Origin of the sequence: Mesorhizobium sp. 131-2-1 (genome assembly GCF_016756535.1) — a bacterium.
GTDB lineage: Bacteria > Pseudomonadota > Alphaproteobacteria > Rhizobiales > Rhizobiaceae > Mesorhizobium.
The window spans coordinates 4,962,617-4,981,101 of sequence record NZ_AP023247.1 but is presented as its reverse complement, the minus strand read 5'-3'; the positions used below and the strand labels follow the sequence as shown (position 1 = coordinate 4,981,101).

The following is an 18,485-nucleotide window of genomic DNA, read 5'->3' as shown; positions in this document are numbered from 1 at the left end:
GGAGGACAGGACATGGTCGACAACGCCGCTCATGACAGGCGCGAGCGCCGGCGCGGACGCACCGGCCAGGCCGGCAGCGAGTCAAGCCGAAGGCCGGACTACCGCTCCCTGAAGAACCCATTCCTGCCGCAGCCAGTGTTCTCGGACGATCAGGTCGCCGCGATCCACGACACGGCGCTGCGCGTGCTGGAGGAGCTTGGCATCAAGGTGCTGCTGCCACAGGCGCGGCGCGTTTTCGCTGGTGCCGGCGCGCTGGTCGACGAGGACAGCCAGATGGTGAAGATCGGCCGGGACATGGTCGAGGCGGCTCTTGCTTCGGCGCCGCGCTCGATCCGGGCCAATGGCGGCGCGCGCGAGCGCGATTTGATGCTCGAACTGGGCTCGATGGCCTTCCTCGCCGGCGCCGGCGCGCCCAACGTCACTGATCTCGAGCGTGGTCGGCGGCCGGGCACGCTTGCCGCTTTCGAAGATCTCACGCGGCTGATCCAGCATTTCGACGTGCTGCACATGCTGGGCCCCTGCATCGAGCCGCAGGACATCGACAATCATTTCCGCCATTATGCCGTCAACCGCGCCCAACTGACGCTGTCCGACAAGTTCCCGTTCGTCTTCGCCCGCGGCACGCCGCAGGTCGAGGACGGCTTCGAGATGTTGCGTCTGGCGCGCGGCCTCTCCGAGGACGAGTTCCGCGCCGGTGCTTATTGCTACACCATCATCAACACCAATTCGCCGCGCCAGCTCGACATCCCGATGGCGCAAGGCATCATCGATTTCGCCAAGGCTGGCCAGGTGTTGGTCATCACACCCTTCTGCCTGGCCGGCGCCATGGCGCCGATCACGGTCGCCGGCGCGCTGACGCTGCAGCATGCCGAGGCGCTGGCCGGGCTGACGCTCGCCCAGATCGTTCGCCCAGGCGCGCCGGTGGTCTACGGCTCCTTCTCATCCAATGTCGACATGAAGTCCGGGGCGCCGGCCTTCGGCACGCCGGAGCACATCAAGGCCACGCTCGGCGCCGGCCAGCTTGCCCGCTTCACCGGCCTGCCGTGGCGCTCCGGCGGCGGCAGTGCGGCCAACATCTCCGACGCGCAGGCCGCGCACGAGACGCAGTTCGCGCTATGGGGTTCGGTGCTTGCCGGCGCCACCGTCTGCATCCACGCCGCCGGCTGGCTGGAAGGGGGCCTCAGTGTCTCCTTCGAGAAGCTGATCACCGACATCGAGGCGCTGCAGACGGTCGCCGAGCTTTGCGCCCGGACACCGGGCGACGAGGATTCCATCGGCTTCGAGGCCATCGCCGAAGTGCAGCCGGGTGGGCATTTCTTCTCGGCCGGTCACACGATGGCGCGCTACCGCACCGCCTTCTATGAGCCGCTGGTCGCCGACTGGTCGAATTTCGGCAATTGGACGCAGGCAGGTTCCAAGAGCGCCACCGAACGCGCCACCGGCATCTGGAAGCGGCTGCTCGCCGACTTCCAGCCGCCGGCTTCGGCCGCCGCCACCGCCGGCGTGCTGGACGAGTTCATCGCCCGGCGCTCGGAAGAGGGCGGTGCGCCGCCCGTGTCCTGAGGATCAGTGCAATAGGGAAACCGCCTTGCGCGAGTAGGTGGCGTCGCTGATCTGGCCGAGCATGAAGGCCGCCACGTCGGTGCGCGCCAGCGTCGGTAGCAGCGATGCCGCCCGGATGCCGTTGCCGTGGCGAAACTTGCCGGTCGCCGCGCCATTGGTGAGCTTGGGCGGCCGTACGATCGTCCAGTCGAGGCCGGATTGCGCGATAAGGCCTTCCTTCGTTTCGTGATCCGCCACTTCATGACGCAGCACGAGCGGCGCGATGATGCCGCCGAGCAGTGGCCCCAACTGCCGCCGGCTGTCGCGCACGCCAAGGAATGACAGGTAGATCAGCCGGGCCGGCCCGGTCCGCCGCATGGCATCGACGATGTGGCCGACGCCGGCGATGACGGCCCCATCGTGCCTCAGCAGCACGCCGCCGCCGAGACAGCTCAAGACTGCGTCTTGCCCGGCGATGGCGCGCTCCACCGCTTGCCGGTCGGCGACGTCGCCGACGATCATACTCAGCCTCTTATCGCTGATGGCAAGCTTGCCCGGCGTGCGGACGAAAGCGGTCACCGCATGCCCCTCGGCCAGCGCTGCCGAGACAAGAGCACGGCCCGTCGCGCCCGAGGCGCCAAAGATCAGCAGTTTCATCACCAGCCTCCCTGGCCAGTCTCCTCGGCTGTCAACCCGGCTTGCGCCCGGCGACGAAAGCCACCGGCGCCCCGGCCGGGCCGGGCAGAAGCTTCGTCTCGGCATAGCCGCTTCGTTCGACCAGCGCCTCGGCGGCGCCTCTTTCGAACACCGTGCCGCCCCAGATGGTGGTGCGGAAGTGGGCAACCGCCTGCGCCAGCGCGTCCGGACCGGGATTGATCATCGCCAACAGCAGCCAGCCGCCGGGCCTGAGGGCCGCGCGGCAGCGCGCGACGATCGCCCCGACATGCGCTTCTGGAATGAAGGCGCTTGGCACGAAGGCGAGGTCGAACATGTCCTTGTCCGCAATGTCCTGGCCAAGGCCGACGCGCAGCTCGATGCGGTCCGCGACGCCGGCCGCTTCGACATTGCAACGGGCCTGCGCGATGGCGTCGGAAGACCGATCGACACCAACCGCCCTGAGCTCCGGCCACTGCCGCAGCATCGACAAAGACAGCGCGGCGACGCCGACGCCAATATCGAGGAAGGCCGCGCCAGGCGCCTCGAGCCTCTCCGGCAAACCTGCAAGCTGCGGCGTGATCAAACGCTTCAGCAGCGCCGGGAAGCCGCTCGAGACGTCGCCCATGGCCTGCCGCAGGCTGGCCTCCCTGGCCTCCGCGCTGGCGGACGGCTCAGACACCAGCTTGCCGCCCGACAAAAAGTCGACCTTGATGCCGGCCAGCACCGGGGCCAGTTCGGCCACGCTGGCATTGGCCACGATGCCCGAGAGGCCGAGACTGCCGAGTACCGCTTCGGCGCGGCGGGCGGCATTGCCGTCGAGCACCGTACCGCGCACACGCGCATCCAACGCCAGGCCGATCGCTGCCAGCGCATTTGCCGATGCGGCGTGTCGCGCCACCGTCATTCGCAGGTTGTCGATATCCATGGCTCGCTCCCGAAATCTGGGCCGATCCTCGCGCGGACGGCTTGGTCCGGCCATTCGCGATTTTCGCGCAAGCCTGTGCAAAACCGCACAGGCATCCGGCAGCGAACTGGTCTAGAATGTGCCCGATGAAAACCGGTGAACCGGACTGGAACGATCTGCGCTACTTTCTCGCCGCGGCGCGGGCGGGGACGCTCTCGGGTGCTGCGCGCGCGCTTGGCGTGCGGCACACCACCATCAGCCGGCGCCTGGCGGCCCTCGAGGGCGCGCTCGGCGCCTCGCTCGTCATGCGCGGACCGCAAGGCATCGAGGTAACGCCTCTCGGCAAGAGATTGCTGCCGTTCGGCGAGGATCTGGAGCGCGCCATCGAAGCGATGACCGCGCTGGTGCGTTCCGGCACGCGCCGTGTCAGGCTGGCGCTGCCGACCGGCCTAAGCCCGTACTTCGCCGAACGCATGGCGGCTTTCCACAAGGCCTGCCCCGACATCAGCCTGGAATTGACCAGCGGCAGTCGTCCGGTCGATCTCCTGCACGGCGAGGCCGATCTAGCGGTCAGAATGGGCGTCGTCGCCGACGAAACGCTGATCGCGCGCAAGCTATGTGACGCGGGCTGGTCGCTCTATGCGTCCGGTCCCTATCTCGAGCGCCACCCGATGCCAATCGATCCTCGCCGGCTGGCCGGACATGAGATCATCGGCTTCCACGAGAACCTGGCCAGGGTGCCCGGCGCCCGATGGATCGAAGCGCACGGCGCCGGCGCGACAACGGTGTTTCGCGTCGCCGAAATGACCGAGATGCTGGCGGCGGCCCTGAGCGGCGCCGGCCTCGCGGCGATGCCGTGCATGCTGGCCGAAGCGGAACCACGCATGGTGCGGCTCGCTCCCGACATTCTCGGCAGCCATGCCGTCTCGCTCGTCTACCGCCGCGAAATCGGCGCCGAAGCGCCGGTGCGGGCCGTCATCCGCTTTGTCACCGCCGTCATCAAGGACCATGCCGCGCTGATCAGCGGCGAGGCGCGATGAGCGATTGATGCCGTCGATTGCATGGCGGCTGCCGAGGATCGGCAGTCGTCACATGGGGCGCTTGTCCCCTGTCTTCGGCGGGTCGCGGCGTATCGTGCCCGGGTCAGATTTCTTGTGCTTTTCAGCGGCAAGTCGGCGAATACGATCGAAGCGGCTTTCCTCGGCTGGTTCGCTCGCCGGCATGGCACTTGGTTTCGGCACGAACGTAATCATTGTCGCGATCTCCCTGCCATCGGGCTGTGCCGGGGAGGATCCCCCGGCCCATGCCTTTCAGGCTCTCGTGAAGAGGTCTTGCGCTTCGGATAGGTCGATAACTTCAGGCGGCGACAGCAACCGCGCAGCTTTCGGCACCGAGCCTGTCCGGAGAGGTTTTCCCGGGCATGGTTGCCCAGCCGCCTTTTTCGATGAACTGGCGCTTCGTGTAGCTGTCGGTCAGGGCCTTGAGCTCGACACGCTTGGCCGCCGCGTCGGGCGCAGCGTTGAAGCGATCGACGCAGATGGCCGAGGCCAGTTCGCCGCGCGCAACATCGCCGGCGGTTGCCGCCAGCGAGCGCGACGTGCCGCCTGTCACCCAGCCGCCCCAGTTGAAACCGACGATCAGCGTGGCGACGACAGTCGCCGCGCACGCCCAGAAAAGTGCGGATTTGCCCGGCTGGTAGTCTTCCCATCGACGCGCGAGAGATGGCTTGCTGCTTTGTGTGGCCACGGAACAGTTCCTTTTTGATTTGTGTTCGGATCAGTCGCCCGACGTGCCGGCGCCGGGCATTGCAGATCTGTTTCCGGCAGGGGAGTTGGTTAGTAGCCCATGCCGCCGCCATTGGGGGACGGCGCTGCGTCCTTGGCCGGAATGTCGGTGATCATGGCTTCGGCGGTGATCAACAGGGCGGCGATCGAACAGGCATCCTGAAGTGCCGTCCGCACCACCTTTGCTGGGTCGACGATACCGGCCTTGATCATGTCGACATAGATTTCTTTCTGGGCGTCGAAACCCTGATTGTGGTCCTTGCTGCCGGTTAGCTTGCCGACGACGATCGAGCCTTCGACGCCGGAATTCTCGGCGATCTGGCGGATCGGCGCCTCCAGCGCCCTCAGCACGATCGAAATACCGGCCGTCACATCGGCATTGGCGCCGGTCAGGCCGCTGAGCGCTGACCTGGCGCGCAGCAGCGCCACCCCGCCACCTGCAACGATGCCTTCCTCCACCGCGGCGCGCGTGGCGTTCAGCGCATCGTCGATGCGATCCTTCTTTTCCTTGACCTCGGACTCGGTGGCACCGCCGACGCGGATGACCGCAACGCCGCCGGCGAGTTTCGCCAGCCGCTCCTGCAGCTTTTCCTTGTCGTAGTCGGAGGTGGTTTCCTCGATCTGTCCCTTGATCTGCTGAATGCGCGCCTGGATGGTGGCCTTGGTGCCGGCGCCATCGATGATCGTTGTGGTGTCCTTTTCGATCAGCACGCGTTTGGCACGGCCAAGCATGTCGATGGTGATGTTTTCCAACTTGATGCCGAGATCCTCCGATATCATCTGGCCGGCGGTGAGCACGGCGATGTCTTCCAGCATCGCCTTGCGGCGGTCGCCGAAGCCCGGCGCCTTGACGGCCGCGACCTTGAGGCCGCCGCGCAGCTTGTTGACGACCAGCGTGGCAAGAGCCTCGCCTTCGACATCCTCTGAGATGATCAGCAGCGGCTTGCCGCTTTGCACCACGGCTTCGAGGATCGGCAACAGCGCCTGCAGATTGCCGAGCTTCTTTTCATGGATGAGGACGTAGGGGTCCTCCAGCTCGGCGCGCATCTTGTCGGCGTTGGTGACGAAATAGGGCGAGAGATAGCCGCGGTCGAACTGCATGCCCTCGACGACGTCGAGTTCGGTGTCGGCGGTCTTGGCTTCCTCGACGGTGATGACGCCGTCATTGCCGACCTTGTCCATCGCCTTCGCGATCATGGCGCCGACGGTGTCATCGCCATTGGCGGCGATGGTGCCGACCTGCGCGATCTCGCTCGACGATTTGACCTTCTTGGCTCGCGCCTGGATTTCCTTGACCACTGCGGCAACCGCCTGGTCGATGCCGCGCTTGAGGTCCATCGGGTTCATGCCGGCAGCGACCAGCTTGGCGCCCTCGCGCAGGATAGATGCGGCCAGCACCGTGGCGGTGGTGGTGCCGTCGCCGGCAAGATCATTGGTCTTCGAGGCCACTTCGCGCACCATCTGCGCGCCCATGTTCTCGAACTTGTCGGCAAGCTCGATCTCCTTGGCGACCGTAACGCCGTCCTTGGTGATGCGCGGCGCGCCGTAGGCCTTGTCGATGATGACGTTGCGGCCTTTGGGGCCGAGCGTGACCTTGACAGCGTTGTTGAGGATCTCGACGCCGCGCAGCATGCGGTCGCGGGCATCGGTGGAGAATTTGATTTCCTTGGCGGACATGATTTTTCCAGTTCGGTTGGTTGGGGCAAGCAGCGCCGCCGATCAGGCGGCCTTCTTGACGGCCTTTGTCTTGTCGATGATGCCCATCTCGCTCTTGCCGATGATGCTCATCTCGCTCTTGTCGATGATGCCCATGATGTCGGCTTCCTTCATGATCAGAAGATCCTCGCCATCGAGCTTGACCTCAGTGCCCGACCATCTGCCGAACAGGATGAAGTCGCCCGCCTTGACGTCGAGCGCGATCAGCGCGCCGCTTTCGTCGCGCGCGCCTGGGCCAACGGCGATCACTTCGCCTTCCTGCGGCTTCTCCTTGGCATTGTCGGGGATGATGATGCCACCTTTGGATATGGTGTCGCTTTCGGCGCGCCGGATGACGACGCGGTCGTGGAGTGGCCGGAATTTCATGGAAACTTCTTTCTGGGGCCGGCACAGGCGGCCACGTCCTTCTTATAGACCGATTGGCACTCGATAGATAGGAGTGCCAAAAATTATTCCCCGGCCATCACAAATATTGAAAAGTATTATTTCCCCACCGGATTTCTAAAAACGCGACCGGCTCCAAATATTTCAAAAATTGAAATTCCAATTATGGATAGCTATCTTAACAAGTGAATTCATTTTAACGGCGGCAGCCGCAAAGGGAGATTTCGACGATGGGCGAAGCCAGTCAAAGCATCATGGAAAAGGCCGAGGCCCGCTTCCTGGAAAGGCAGAAGAAGACGGTGGAGCGAAACAAGGCGACGGCCGAGTATCTGTCCGAGGCGAAGGCCAGGATCATTAAGACGGCACGGCTGAGGGAGTTGCGGCTGGCCAAGGAGGAGGCCGACCGTGTTGCCGAAGCCCTGAACCCCACACCGAAAAAGAAGCGGGCACCGCGGGCGGTGAAGAAGACCGCTTCGACGGAGGTAAAGTCATGAGCCTTACATTCCCCAACCGAAGCCGCAGCTATGACGAGGCCGGCAGACGAATTCGCTTCGTCGGCCATGACGGCATGTTCCAGATTTCCTTCTCGGTCGCCGCGAATGCCATTTCCAATGCGCCGCCAGGAACGGCGACCGCCGAAGCCGCGTATCTGGCGGCCTTCGATACGGCTTCCGGTTCCATCCATGACGTCGCCAGCAAGGCCTATGCCCGCACCCGCAGGAGCATGTATGTGCTGACCGCCGCCGATTTCGGCTGAATGCGATTGTCGTAATGGCCAGCGGGCCGTGCCGGCGTCAGGATTTGCGGTCCGCGTTTGCTCGACGCTCGACGTCGCGGCGGTTCTGCTGGTCGCGCATCTCTTCGGTCTGGCGTTCCCCGCCGTCAAGCCTTCGATATGAAGAACACTGCCACCAGGACGAGGATAGTCCAGACCAGCACGGACAGCTTCAAGGCCAAGCCCCCGTGTTGGGACAGAGCCTCCCGTATGCGGTTCGGCATCTTGTGCATGACTTTCGATGTGATCGGCGCCGCCACAATCACGGCCGGTGGCTTGACCCCAAGCTTTCCAAAAACAGGCAGCAGCGATGGCTCGCGCACGAAAATGACCTCGAATGTCCAGAGAAACGAGGCACGTTCATATCACCGTTTTTCAAACGCCTCGCATGCCAAAGTAAATTAACTGGCTGGTCGGTATCCTTGAAAAGTGTCCTGGCGCGAAAGGCCGCTACATTGACGGCCTCGTGATCTGGCGCAGGTACTTGTAGGTAGCTACGCTGCAAGCGAAACTGCCGACGGCGTAGAGGTTTGGTCAAGTCATGACAGGCGAGCGGAGACGACCATGACGGCGCCCGACGATTTGCTGCAGGCCTTGTTCCAGCGTTTGAAGAGCGACACGAAGCTGACCGCGCTGCTGGGCGGCGCCGGCCTGCTTGAGCGGCCAACCGGTAACGCTGCCTTCCCCTATGTGACGTGCGGTCATACCAGCGCTTTCGATCTGGACACCGGCGCCGACAACGACGCCGACCAGCTTGTCACGCTGCATGTCTGGTCGAAAGCCCATGGCGAGACCGAAACCCGCCTCATCATGGACCGCATCGAGGCGCGTCTCGCCGGAGCGGCGCTGTCCATCGGTCCGCACGGCCAAACACGCCTGTCTCTGGAGTTCGCCGAGGCCCGCTATGACGAGGACCTGGCGGTGCATCATGGGCTGCTGCGCTTCCGCGCCATCACGAGGCAAGATGCCTGACTTTAGAGCTGTGCAGCGATCTCGGCCTTGTCGATGACCGACCAGACCTCGCATATCCGCGCGTCGCGGAATTCGTAGAAGACGTTTTCGGCGAAGCGAACCCGCTTGCCGTTCACCTTCAGCCCGAACAGCGTGCCCTTGGGCCTGCAATCGAAATGCAGGCGGGCAGCCACGCGCGGTGGCTGGCTGACCAGGAGCCCGATGGTGAAGCGGAGATCGGGAATGGCCTCGAAATCGCCTTCGAGCATGCGGCGATAGCCCGACAGTCCGATCGTTTCGCCATTGTAGCGCACCTCCTCGTCGACGAACTGGCCGAGATTGGCCCAGTCCTGGGCGTTGAGGCAGGCGATGTAGCCGCGGTAAAGCCCGGCAAGTTCACCACGTCGCATCGCCTGCTCCTCTCCTGATCGGGTCTTCGCATCCTACCCGGGGCAACGCGAAAGTTCTGCACACACGAAACAATTAGCCGTGACCGCGGTTTTCCAGCTATTAGTCCGGGGTCGGGCCTGAGGGGGAACGGCGAGATCGCAATCGGTTCGGCATTGCATTTCAGGGGGTGTCTGCGGGCATGGTTTTTCGAGCGTTCACCGTTCATTTCACGTTCAGCACCGATGCGTTACAACGCTCACCATGAAAACGCTTCGCTCCCATTTCCGAACCGCGACACTGGCGCTTGCTGCGGCCGGTCTTTTCGCGTCGCAGGCGATGTCGGCTCCGGCCATCGCGCCTGACGATACGCAGCCCTTTGTGGTCGCCGCATCGGACTGTTACGCGATCGGCCAGCAGGTGGCGGCGCAGAATGGCGGCACGCTGGCCAAGGCCTCGCAAGCCACGCGTGGCGGCCAGGCGGTCTGCGTTATCGTCGTGCTGGTGCCCGGCAAGGACGGGCAGCGTCCGCGCCGCACTGAGATCGTCGTTCCGCTGAATTGATATCGAAATTTCCCAAGCTGTTGGAATCGCTGTATATCTGCCCTGAACGTCAAGAGGTTTGAACTCCGGCATGCGTGTGCTCGTCGTCGAAGATGACAAGGATCTCAACCGGCAGGTGTCGGATGCGCTGATCGATGCCGGCTATGTCGTCGACCGCGCCTTCGACGGCGAGGAAGGGCATTTCCTCGGCGACACCGAGCCCTACGACGCCGTCGTCCTCGACATCGGCCTGCCGCAGATGGACGGCATCAGCGTGGTCGAGCGCTGGCGCCGCGGCGGCCGCAAGATGCCGGTGCTGATCCTGACCGCGCGCGACCGCTGGAGCGACAAGGTGGCCGGCATCGACGCCGGCGCCGACGACTACGTCACCAAACCCTTCCACATCGAAGAAGTGCTGGCGCGGGTCAGGGCACTGATCCGGCGCGCCGCCGGCCATGCCTCGTCGGAACTGACCTGCGGGCCGCTGCGCCTCGACACCAAGGCCTCCAAGGCCGATGTCGACGGCGTGCCGCTGAAGCTGACCTCGCACGAATTTCGCCTGCTTGCCTATCTCATGCACCATATGGGCGAGGTGGTGTCGCGCACCGAACTGGTCGAGCATCTTTACGACCAGGATTTCGATCGCGATTCCAACACCATCGAGGTCTTCGTCGGCCGGTTGCGCAAGAAGATGGGCATCGACATGATCGAAACCGTGCGCGGCATGGGCTACCGAATGCGTGAGCCGGAGGCGTAAGGCGGAACCGCTCGCTACAATCGCAAGGAAGCCTTTTTCGGCGCGGCTGTGGCCGCGCTCGCTGGCTTTCCGTGTCATTGCTTTTTCGACCATCTGGGCGATCCTGACGCTGGTCGTCATCTTCACCCTGATCACCACGCTGTACCGCCAGGCGAGCGAGCGCGGCTTCGACAGCCTGCTGTCGGCGCATCTGTTCAACCTGATCGGCTCGGTCGGCATTTCCGAAAATGGGGCGCTCACCGGCGCGCCGGACCTTGGCGATCTGCGCTTTTCCGAGCCGAACTCCGGCTGGTACTGGTCGGTGGAGCCGGCCTCCGAGGGCGTCCATGGCGAGATCCATTCCTCCTCGATGACGACGTCGGTCCTGTCGCCTCCCGTCGCCGAGGTTCCGTTCAACGCGAACTTCCAGCGCAGCTACGCGACCGAAGGCATCGAGGGCGAGGAGCTCGAAGTGTTTGAGAGCGAATTCGTGCTCGATGCCAAGAACCGCGCCGCGCGCTTCCGCGTCATGGGCAACCACACCGAGCTGGAGCAGGAGATCGCCAGCTTCCAGCGCCGGCTGCTCACCTATCTGTCGCTGTTCGGCGTCGGCATGATCGCCATCAACGCCATCGCCATCCTGATCGGCCTGCAGCCCTTGCGCCGGGTGCGCAACGCGCTGGCCATGGTGCGCGAGGGCACCGCGCAGCGGCTCGACGGCCGCTTCCCGGCCGAGATCGAGCCGCTCGCCAACGAGACCAATGCGCTGATCGAGAACAACAAGCGCATCGTCGAGCGCTCGCGCACGCAGGTCGGCAACCTTGCCCATTCGCTGAAGACGCCGCTCGCTGTGCTCCTCAACGAGGGCCGGGCGCTGGGCGGCGCCAAGGGTCAGCTCATCGCCGAGCAGGCCGCCTCGATGCAGAAGCAGGTCGACCACTACCTGCAGCGGGCGCGCGTCGCCGCCCAGCGCGACAGCGTCGTCTACCGCACGCCGGTGGCGCCGCTGGTGCAGCGCATGGTCCGCGTGCTGCAGAAGCTCAAGCCCGAAACCAGCCTCACGCTGTCGCTGCCGGCCGCCGAGATCATCTTCGGCGGCGAGCGCGAGGATCTGGAGGAGCTTTTGGGCAACCTCCTCGACAATGCCCTGAAATGGGCCAAAGGCGCCGTCGCCGTCTCGGTGGCGCCGATTTCGGCCAAGGACGGCGCCGGCGCCAACATGTTCGAGATCGCTATCGAGGATGACGGCCCGGGCATTCCCGAGGACAAGGCGCGCGAGGCACTGAAGCGCGGTCGTCGGCTCGACGAGACGAAGCCGGGCACTGGCCTCGGCCTCGCCATAGTCGCCGACCTCGTCAACGAATATGGCGGTGCACTGGCGCTGGAGCGCTCCGCCATGGGCGGGCTTAAGGCGGTGGTTCGATTGCGGAGCCTTCAGTGATGCCTTGCCGGGCCCGGTCGACATCGACAGGCGTCGCATGGTATGCGCCGGGTCGATTGCTTCGAAGGTCGCCGGCCGCGGCCAAATTTCCGACAAACATCAACACTATGGCCACGCCGAATTTCCTGATGGCGCCGCCCCCAGCTCATCCTTCTCAAGAAAACCGGTTGTTGGCATGAAGATTCGCGTCGCGCTCGTTTCCGTACTGCTGGCCGTTTCCGGCTGCACGACGCTGGGTCGAAGTGGCCCCGACACGAAGCCGTCGCTTGCCGCCACGCCCCCGGCTGGCGGCAAGGTGGCCACCACCATCATTTCGGCCATGAACGGCGGTCTTGTCGGCGGATCGATCGGATCCGGCCTCGACGACACCGACAAGCGCAAGGCGCTGGAGGCCGAATACAAGGCGCTCGAATACACGGCGAGCGGCCAGAAGGTGACCTGGAAGAGCGATAGCACCGGCCATTCCGGCGAAGTCGTCGCCGCCCAGCCTTACCGGGTCGGCTCGCAGGACTGCCGGCAATACACCCACACCGTTTTCACCGGCGCCACCAGCGCCACGGCGCGCGGTACCGCCTGCCGCAACGGCGACGGCAGCTGGACGCCGCTGACCTGATCTATGCTTGTCGCCCAAAAGTGCGAAGCGGTTTTGGGACAACGACAAGAAATCGGCTAGAAGCTTGTCCGGTTGACGTCGATCAATGACAGGTGGCGCCTTGGCCGCCAAAGCGTCGCAGTGTGCCTGTGTTGGCAGGGCAGGGCTCTGCCGTTATTGGAAGTACCATGCTGTTCTGGGTCATAGCCGCCATCCTCACGCTGGGCGCCAGCCTGGCGGTGCTGCTGCCGTTGGCAGGCACCGGCAAGGGCGAGTCCAACGCCGGCGATCACGATCTTGAAGTCTATCGCGACCAGCTGTCCGAACTCGACCGCGACGTGGCGCGCGGCCTGATCCAGCCGGCCGAGGCCGAGGAGGCGCGCGCCGAAATCAGCCGCCGCATCCTGCGCCTGGGCGCCGGACAGTCCGGCGCGGTCGCCCGGCGACCCTCCATGGCGACCAGGCTGGTCGCGACGATCGCCGTGCTGGCGGTGCCGCTGGTCAGCTGGGGTCTCTACATCAAGCTCGGCTCACCTGATCTGCCCGCGCAGCTGCTGGTCGAGCGGCTCGCCAAGAATCCCGCCGATTCCTCGGTCGACGAACTGGTGGCGCGCGCCGAGGCGCATCTTGCCGCCAACCCGTCCGACGGCAGGGGCTGGGACGTGCTGGCGCCGGTCTATCTGCGGCTGCAGCGCTATTCCGACGCGGCGCGAGCCTACCGCAACGCCATCCGCCTCGACGGCGACAGCGCCGCGCGCCAGGCTGGTCTGGGCGAAGCGATCGCCAACGCTGCCGGCGGCATCGTCTCGGCCGAAGCTCAAGCTGCCTTCGAGGCGGCGCTGAAGCAGGACCCCGCCAATGCGAAGGCGAGCTTCTACCTGGCGATGGGCCTCGCGCAGGAAGGCCGCGCCGGCGAGGCGACGGCTGCCTGGCAAAAGATGCTCGGTGCGCTGCCGCCGGACTCTCCGTGGCGCGGCGCGGTCGAGCAGGCGCTGGCCGACACGGCGGGCAAATCCCTCGCAGGGGGCGCGCCCGCCAATGGCCCGGACGCGCAAGCGGTCGATGCCGCGCAGCAGATGTCGCCGCAGGACAGGCAGGCGATGATCGAGACCATGGTCGCCGGCCTCGATGAAAAGCTCAAACAAAACCCGCGCGACGTGGAAGGATGGATGCGGCTCATTCGTTCCTATGCGGTGCTGGGCAAGGCCGACCAGGCGCGCGATGCGCTCGGTCGCGCAGTTGCCGTTTTCGGCGCCGGCAGTGAGGAAGCGAAGAAATTCACCGCCTTTGCCGCCACGCTCGGCCTGACGGCGACGGAGTAGACGATGACGCGCAAGCAGAAGCGGCTGTCGGTGATCGTGGCGGGGCTGGCGTTCCTCGCCGCCGCCACCGGTCTCACCTTTTACGCGCTTGGCCAGAAGGCCTCCTATTTCTACATGCCTGGCGATCTCGCGACGGCAAGCGTCCAGCCCGGCCAGCGCATCAGGCTGGGCGGGCTCGTCGAGAAGGGCACGATCGTGCGCGGAGAGGGCACGACTGTCGCGTTCTCGGTGACCGACAAGCAGAAATCGGTCAAGGTCACCTATACCGGCATCCTGCCCGACCTGTTCCGCGAAGAGCAGGGGGTCATCACCGAAGGCAGCTTCGGACAGGACGGCGTCTTCATCGCCGACAGCGTGCTCGCCAAGCATGACGAGCGCTATATGCCCAAGGAAGTCGCCGATGGGCTGAAAGCCAAGGGCGTCTGGCAAGAAAGCAAGAGCGAATAATGGTCGAAACCGGACATTTCGCGCTCGTCCTCGCCTTTGCGCTGTCACTGGTGCAGATGCTGGTGCCGCTCTATGGCGCGCGCGTGGGAAACCGGAAGATGATGGCGGTCGCCGGTCCCGTGGCTGTCACCGGCTTCGCGCTCACCGCGCTCTCTTTCACGGCACTGGCCAGCGCCTATGCGGGGTCGGATTTCTCGGTGGCGAGCGTATGGGAGAATTCGCATTCGCTGCAGCCGCTGATCTACAAGATCACCGGAACCTGGGGCAACCATGAGGGCTCGATGCTGCTCTGGGTGCTGATCCTGACCTTCTTCGGTGCTCTCGTTGCCGTTTTCGGCTCGAACCTTCCGGCAACGCTCAGGGCCAATGTGCTCGCCGTCCAGGGAACGATCGGCTGCGCCTTCTTCCTGTTCATCCTGGCGACGTCCAATCCCTTCATCCGGCTCAGCCCGGCACCGATCGAGGGCCGCGACCTCAATCCGATCCTGCAGGATCTCGGCTTGGCGATCCATCCGCCGCTGCTCTACCTCGGCTATGTCGGCTTCTCGATCTGCTTCTCCTTCTCGGTCGCTGCCCTGATCGAAGGCCGCATCGACGCCTCCTGGGCGCGCTGGGTGCGGCCATGGACGCTGGTCGCCTGGATGTTCCTCACCGGCGGCATCTCCATGGGCTCCTACTGGGCCTACTACGAGCTCGGCTGGGGCGGCTTCTGGTTCTGGGATCCGGTCGAGAACGCCTCCTTCATGCCGTGGCTGGCGGGCACGGCGCTGCTCCATTCGGCGATCGTCATGGAAAAGCGCTCGGCGCTGAAGATCTGGACGCTGCTGCTAGCAATCCTCACCTTCTCGCTGTCGCTGCTCGGCACCTTCCTGGTGCGCTCCGGTGTGCTCACCTCGGTGCACGCCTTCGCCACCGATCCGGCGCGCGGCGTCTTCATCCTCTGCATCCTGACGCTGTTCATCGGTGGTTCGCTGGCGCTGTTCGCGCTGCGCGCCTCCAGGTTGACCGCCGGCGGCCTGTTCCATCCGATCTCGCGTGAGGGCGCCCTGGTCCTCAACAACCTGTTCCTCACCACCGCCACCGCCACCGTGCTCGTCGGCACGCTCTACCCGCTGGCGCTCGAAGCGCTGACCGGCGGCAAGATCTCGGTCGGCGCGCCGTTCTTCGACCTGACCTTCGGCCCGCTGATGCTGCCGCTGCTGGCGATCGTGCCGTTCGGGCCGCTGCTTGCCTGGAAGCGCGGCGATGTCTTCGCCGTCGCGCAGCGCCTGATGACGGCCTTTGCAGTGGCGCTCGCCGCCGTGCTGGTGACGGCGCTGTTCATCGACGGCGCCTCGGTGTTCGCCGCCCTTGGCGTCGGCCTCGCCGTCTGGCTGATTTGCGGCGCGCTCACCGATCTCGCGGTGAAGTCCGGACTCGGTAATGTTTCGCCGGTGGTTGCGCTCGGCCGCTTCGCTGGCCTGCCGCGTTCGGTGTTCGGCACCGCGCTCGCCCATCTCGGCCTCGGCCTGACCCTGCTCGGCATCGTCGGCACGGTCTCATTCGGCACCGAGAAGATCCTCACCATGCGCGCCGGCGAGACGGTCGAACTCTCCGGCCAGACGCTGCGCTTCGAGGGCCTCTATCCGGCGCAAGGTCCGAACTACAGCGAGGACCGTGGCCGCTTCCTCGTCATCGGCACTGACGGCAACGCCAGAGGCGAGATCAGCTCGGCCAAGCGCTTCTATCCGGTGCGACAGATGACGACGACCGAATCCGGCATCAGGACGCGTTGGTTCAGCCAGCTCTATCTGTCACTCGGCGACGAGGGCAATGACGGCTCGGTCGTCGTCAGGCTGTGGTGGAAGCCGCTGGTGACGCTGATCTGGGGCGGCGGCCTTGTCATGATGGCGGGCGCGGCGATGTCGCTGATGGACCGCCGCCTGCGCGTCGGCGCGCCGTCGCGCCGCCGCAAGCCGGCCGGCGCCACGCCTGCCGCGAGCGCGCCATGACGAGGGTTTCGCTTGCCTCGCTGGCATTGCTGCTGGGTCTGCTCTTCGCAGGAACCGCCTTCGCGGTGAAGCCCGACGAGGTGCTCGCCGATCCGGCGCTGGAGGCGAGGGCGCGAGCGCTCTCCGAAGGCCTGCGCTGCATGGTCTGCCAGAACCAGTCGATCGACGAATCCGACGCCGACCTTGCCCGCGACCTGCGCATCCTGGTGCGCCAGCGTCTGGTCGCCGGCGACAGCGACCAGCAGGTTATGGACTACATCGTCTCTCGCTACGGCGAGTTCGTGCTCTTGAAGCCGCGCTTCAGCATGCGCAACGCGCTTTTGTGGGGCACGCCGGTCGTTCTTCTGCTGGCAGGCGGGCTGTTCATCGTGCTCGGCGCCCGCTCGCGCCGTGCGGCTCCCGCAAGCACGCTCACAGCCGAGGAGCAGGCCGCGCTGGACAAGATGCTGCGCGACTGAGCGCCAACATTACAAAACTTTCATGTACCGGAAATGGCGCCGTAATGTGCGCCTCTCTATTCCTCTTGCCCGAGGATGCTCCGCCTGAGCGCATCCCTTGTAAAAGAGGATACGAGACCCATGAATATTGCCCCCAATTCATATTTCGGCACCCGCAAGCGCCTGACTGCGACCGTCGCTTCGCTGGCTGTCGTCGGTGCTGTCGGCGCTGGCATGCTCGCCACCGGAACCGCCCCCGTTCTGGCCGACGCAGTGCGTGTCGAGGCGCCGCAGGTGCCGAGTTTCGCCGATGTCGTCGAGCGCGTCTCGCCGGCGGTCGTCAGCGTCAAGGTCAAGGCCAAGATCGAGCCGGCGGCCGATGATGGTTCCGACCAGTCCGACGACCAGGACGGCATGAACAACCTGCCCGACAATCCGCAGCTGCGCCGCTTCTTCAAGGAATTTCGCGGCTTCGGCGATCAGGGCGGCCAGTTCGGCATGCGCCGTTTCAATCACCGTGGCCACAACGATGGCCAGCCGCGGCCGGTCGCTCAGGGCTCCGGCTTCTTCATCTCCGATGACGGCTACCTCGTCACCAACAACCATGTCGTCGAGGAGGGCTCCGCCTTCACCGTGGTGATGAACGACGGCAAGGAGCTCGACGCCAAGCTGATCGGCACCGATCCGCGCACCGACCTCGCGGTGCTCAAGGTCGAAGGCGACGGCAAGTTCACCTATGTCGACTTCGCCGACGATTCCAAGGTTCGAGTCGGCGACTGGGTGGTGGCTGTCGGCAACCCGTTCGGCCTCGGCGGCACCGTCACCGCCGGTATCGTCTCGGCCCGCGGCCGCGACATCGGCGCCGGCCCCTATGACGACTTCCTGCAGATCGACGCCTCGGTGAACCGCGGCAATTCCGGTGGCCCGACCTTCAACCTCAACGGCCAGGTCGTCGGCATCAACACCGCGATCTTCTCGCCCTCGGGCGGCAGTGTCGGCATCGCCTTCGACATCCCGGCCTCGACCGCCAAGGAAGTGGTGCAGGATCTGATGAAGAGCGGCTCCGTCCAGCGCGGCTGGCTGGGCGTCGAGATCCAGCCGGTCACCTCCGACATCGCCGAGTCGCTGGCGCTGAAGTCCGAGAAAGGCGCGCTGGTGTCGAGCGCCCAGGACGACGGTCCCGGCAAGAAGGCCGGCATCGCCGCCGGCGACGTCATCACCCAGGTCGACGGCAAGGATGTCGCCTCGCCGAAGGAGCTTGCCCGCCTGATCGGCGCCTTTGCGCCGGGCAAGTCCGTCGATGTCACCGTGTGGCGCGACGGCAAGAGCGAGACGATCAAGGTCGACCTCGGCAAGCTGCCCGCCAGCGACAAGCAGGCCTCGAACGATGACAGCAAGCAGCCGGCGGCACCGAAGGCTGACACGCTGGCCGATCTCGGTCTCACCGTCACCAAGTCGGATAACGGCAAGGGCCTGGTGGTGACCGATGTCGATCCCGACAGCGATGCGGCCGACCGCGGCATTCAGCCCGGCGATGTCATCACCTCGGTCAACGCGATGGAGGTGAACGGCACGGCGGATGTCGACAAGGCGATGGCCGGTGCCGTCAAGGCCGGCCGCAAGGCGGTGCTGATGCAGATCACCCGCGACGACTCCAACCGCTTCGTCGCGCTGCCTGTCGCCAAGGGCTGACGTTCGTAACTTTTCCCGACGCGGCGGTTTCAACACCCCCGAGCCGCCGTGGGGGAAAGCACGGGGCCCGAATACGTTAGTCAGTCACCGTGTTCCGACCCCGGCGGCAGCGGGCTTCCCATCGCCCGCTGCCGCTCCCAACCATAAAGCCCCCGACGCTCATGCCGGCCTCTCATCCTCAGAG

General features: G+C 65.3%; 22 protein-coding genes. 14 read left to right on the top strand and 8 right to left on the bottom strand.

From position 1 onward, the window contains the following. The first annotated feature begins 12 nt into the window (after positions 1 to 12). Positions 13 to 1,563 carry a trimethylamine methyltransferase family protein gene (locus tag JG743_RS24415; protein ID WP_202293332.1) on the top strand — a complete coding sequence of 517 codons (1,551 nt, stop codon included), beginning with the start codon at positions 13 to 15 and terminating at the stop codon, positions 1,561 to 1,563. Between the two features lie 3 nt (positions 1,564 to 1,566). Here the strand turns inward: JG743_RS24415 and JG743_RS24410 are convergent, their stop codons facing one another. Together JG743_RS24410 and JG743_RS24405 are read right to left on the bottom strand one after the other, a co-directional pair. Next, a complete protein-coding gene (locus JG743_RS24410) occupies positions 1,567 to 2,199 on the bottom strand; it encodes an NAD(P)-dependent oxidoreductase (protein WP_202293330.1) in 633 nt (210 codons plus the stop codon). 31 nt (positions 2,200 to 2,230) lie between these two features. Beyond that, the gene (locus JG743_RS24405) at positions 2,231 to 3,124 is read right to left on the bottom strand and encodes an SAM-dependent methyltransferase (protein ID WP_202293328.1); all 894 of its coding nucleotides are present in this window, start codon (positions 3,122 to 3,124) and stop codon (positions 2,231 to 2,233) included. A 125-nt stretch (positions 3,125 to 3,249) separates the two neighbouring features. Here JG743_RS24405 and JG743_RS24400 point away from each other — a divergent pair, with 125 nt between their 5' ends. Continuing rightward, positions 3,250 to 4,143 (top strand): LysR family transcriptional regulator, encoded by an 894-nt coding sequence (locus JG743_RS24400; RefSeq protein WP_202293326.1) that lies wholly within the window; start codon positions 3,250 to 3,252, stop codon positions 4,141 to 4,143. A gap of 48 nt (positions 4,144 to 4,191) precedes the next feature. Here JG743_RS24400 and JG743_RS24395 read toward each other — a convergent pair whose 3' ends face one another. The 4 genes from JG743_RS24395 to JG743_RS24380 all read right to left on the bottom strand — a co-directional run bounded on the left by JG743_RS24395 (position 4,192) and on the right by JG743_RS24380 (position 6,969). After that, entirely contained in the window at positions 4,192 to 4,356 is a 165-nt protein-coding gene (locus JG743_RS24395) for a hypothetical protein (RefSeq protein ID WP_202293324.1), read from the bottom strand. 103 nt (positions 4,357 to 4,459) lie between these two features. Continuing rightward, positions 4,460 to 4,849 (bottom strand): hypothetical protein, encoded by a 390-nt coding sequence (locus JG743_RS24390; RefSeq protein ID WP_202293322.1) that lies wholly within the window; start codon positions 4,847 to 4,849, stop codon positions 4,460 to 4,462. An 89-nt stretch (positions 4,850 to 4,938) separates the two neighbouring features. Further along, positions 4,939 to 6,564, bottom strand: coding sequence for a chaperonin GroEL (gene groL / locus JG743_RS24385; protein ID WP_202293320.1), 1,626 nt, complete (start codon positions 6,562 to 6,564; stop codon positions 4,939 to 4,941). A 42-nt stretch (positions 6,565 to 6,606) separates the two neighbouring features. Beyond that, entirely contained in the window at positions 6,607 to 6,969 is a 363-nt protein-coding gene (locus JG743_RS24380) for a co-chaperone GroES (protein ID WP_202293318.1), read from the bottom strand. A gap of 248 nt (positions 6,970 to 7,217) precedes the next feature. Between JG743_RS24380 and JG743_RS24375 the strand changes: the two genes are divergently transcribed. After that, positions 7,218 to 7,481 carry a hypothetical protein gene (locus JG743_RS24375; protein WP_202293316.1) on the top strand — a complete coding sequence of 88 codons (264 nt, stop codon included), beginning with the start codon at positions 7,218 to 7,220 and terminating at the stop codon, positions 7,479 to 7,481. Further along, on the top strand, positions 7,478 to 7,744 hold the full coding sequence (locus tag JG743_RS24370; RefSeq protein ID WP_202293314.1) for a DUF1488 family protein: 267 nt from the start codon (positions 7,478 to 7,480) through the stop codon (positions 7,742 to 7,744). Before JG743_RS24375 ends, JG743_RS24370 begins: the two co-directional genes overlap by 4 nt. Positions 7,745 to 7,869: 125 nt before the next feature. On the opposite strand, the gene JG743_RS24365 is transcribed toward JG743_RS24370, so the two are convergent. Beyond that, on the bottom strand, positions 7,870 to 8,085 hold the full coding sequence (locus JG743_RS24365; RefSeq protein WP_202293312.1) for a hypothetical protein: 216 nt from the start codon (positions 8,083 to 8,085) through the stop codon (positions 7,870 to 7,872). 241 nt (positions 8,086 to 8,326) lie between these two features. Here JG743_RS24365 and JG743_RS24360 point away from each other — a divergent pair, with 241 nt between their 5' ends. Further along, positions 8,327 to 8,734, top strand: a complete 408-nt coding sequence (locus JG743_RS24360; RefSeq protein ID WP_202293310.1) for a DUF3168 domain-containing protein — start codon at positions 8,327 to 8,329, stop codon at positions 8,732 to 8,734. Between the two features lie 2 nt (positions 8,735 to 8,736). Here JG743_RS24360 and JG743_RS24355 read toward each other — a convergent pair whose 3' ends face one another. Beyond that, positions 8,737 to 9,123, bottom strand: a complete 387-nt coding sequence (locus JG743_RS24355; RefSeq protein ID WP_202293308.1) for an ester cyclase — start codon at positions 9,121 to 9,123, stop codon at positions 8,737 to 8,739. 241 nt (positions 9,124 to 9,364) lie between these two features. On the opposite strand from JG743_RS24355, the gene JG743_RS24350 reads away from it, so the two are divergent. The 9 genes from JG743_RS24350 (at position 9,365) to JG743_RS24310 (ending at position 18,301) form a co-directional block, all read left to right on the top strand. Next, the gene (locus tag JG743_RS24350) at positions 9,365 to 9,664 is read left to right on the top strand and encodes a hypothetical protein (protein ID WP_202293306.1); all 300 of its coding nucleotides are present in this window, start codon (positions 9,365 to 9,367) and stop codon (positions 9,662 to 9,664) included. Between the two features lie 70 nt (positions 9,665 to 9,734). After that, positions 9,735 to 10,400, top strand: coding sequence for a response regulator transcription factor (locus JG743_RS24345; protein WP_126055766.1), 666 nt, complete (start codon positions 9,735 to 9,737; stop codon positions 10,398 to 10,400). Continuing rightward, positions 10,384 to 11,820 carry an ATP-binding protein gene (locus JG743_RS24340; protein WP_202293304.1) on the top strand — a complete coding sequence of 479 codons (1,437 nt, stop codon included), beginning with the start codon at positions 10,384 to 10,386 and terminating at the stop codon, positions 11,818 to 11,820. Before JG743_RS24345 ends, JG743_RS24340 begins: the two co-directional genes overlap by 17 nt. A 175-nt stretch (positions 11,821 to 11,995) precedes the next feature. After that, a complete protein-coding gene (locus JG743_RS24335) occupies positions 11,996 to 12,433 on the top strand; it encodes an RT0821/Lpp0805 family surface protein (RefSeq protein ID WP_202293302.1) in 438 nt (145 codons plus the stop codon). Positions 12,434 to 12,600: 167 nt separating this feature from the next. Beyond that, complete coding sequence (gene ccmI / locus JG743_RS24330; protein ID WP_202293300.1) at positions 12,601 to 13,734, top strand: c-type cytochrome biogenesis protein CcmI; 1,134 nt, start codon at positions 12,601 to 12,603, stop codon at positions 13,732 to 13,734. Positions 13,735 to 13,737: 3 nt separating this feature from the next. After that, positions 13,738 to 14,181, top strand: a complete 444-nt coding sequence (gene ccmE, locus JG743_RS24325; RefSeq protein ID WP_202293298.1) for a cytochrome c maturation protein CcmE — start codon at positions 13,738 to 13,740, stop codon at positions 14,179 to 14,181. Continuing rightward, a complete protein-coding gene (locus JG743_RS24320; RefSeq protein ID WP_202293296.1) occupies positions 14,181 to 16,172 on the top strand; it encodes a heme lyase CcmF/NrfE family subunit in 1,992 nt (663 codons plus the stop codon). The genes ccmE and JG743_RS24320 overlap by 1 nt, the downstream gene beginning before the upstream one ends. Next, on the top strand, positions 16,169 to 16,630 hold the full coding sequence (locus JG743_RS24315) for a cytochrome c-type biogenesis protein (RefSeq protein WP_202293294.1): 462 nt from the start codon (positions 16,169 to 16,171) through the stop codon (positions 16,628 to 16,630). The genes JG743_RS24320 and JG743_RS24315 overlap by 4 nt, the downstream gene beginning before the upstream one ends. A 120-nt stretch (positions 16,631 to 16,750) precedes the next feature. Beyond that, positions 16,751 to 18,301, top strand: coding sequence for a Do family serine endopeptidase (locus tag JG743_RS24310; RefSeq protein WP_202293292.1), 1,551 nt, complete (start codon positions 16,751 to 16,753; stop codon positions 18,299 to 18,301). Positions 18,302 to 18,485: the final 184 nt, after the last annotated feature.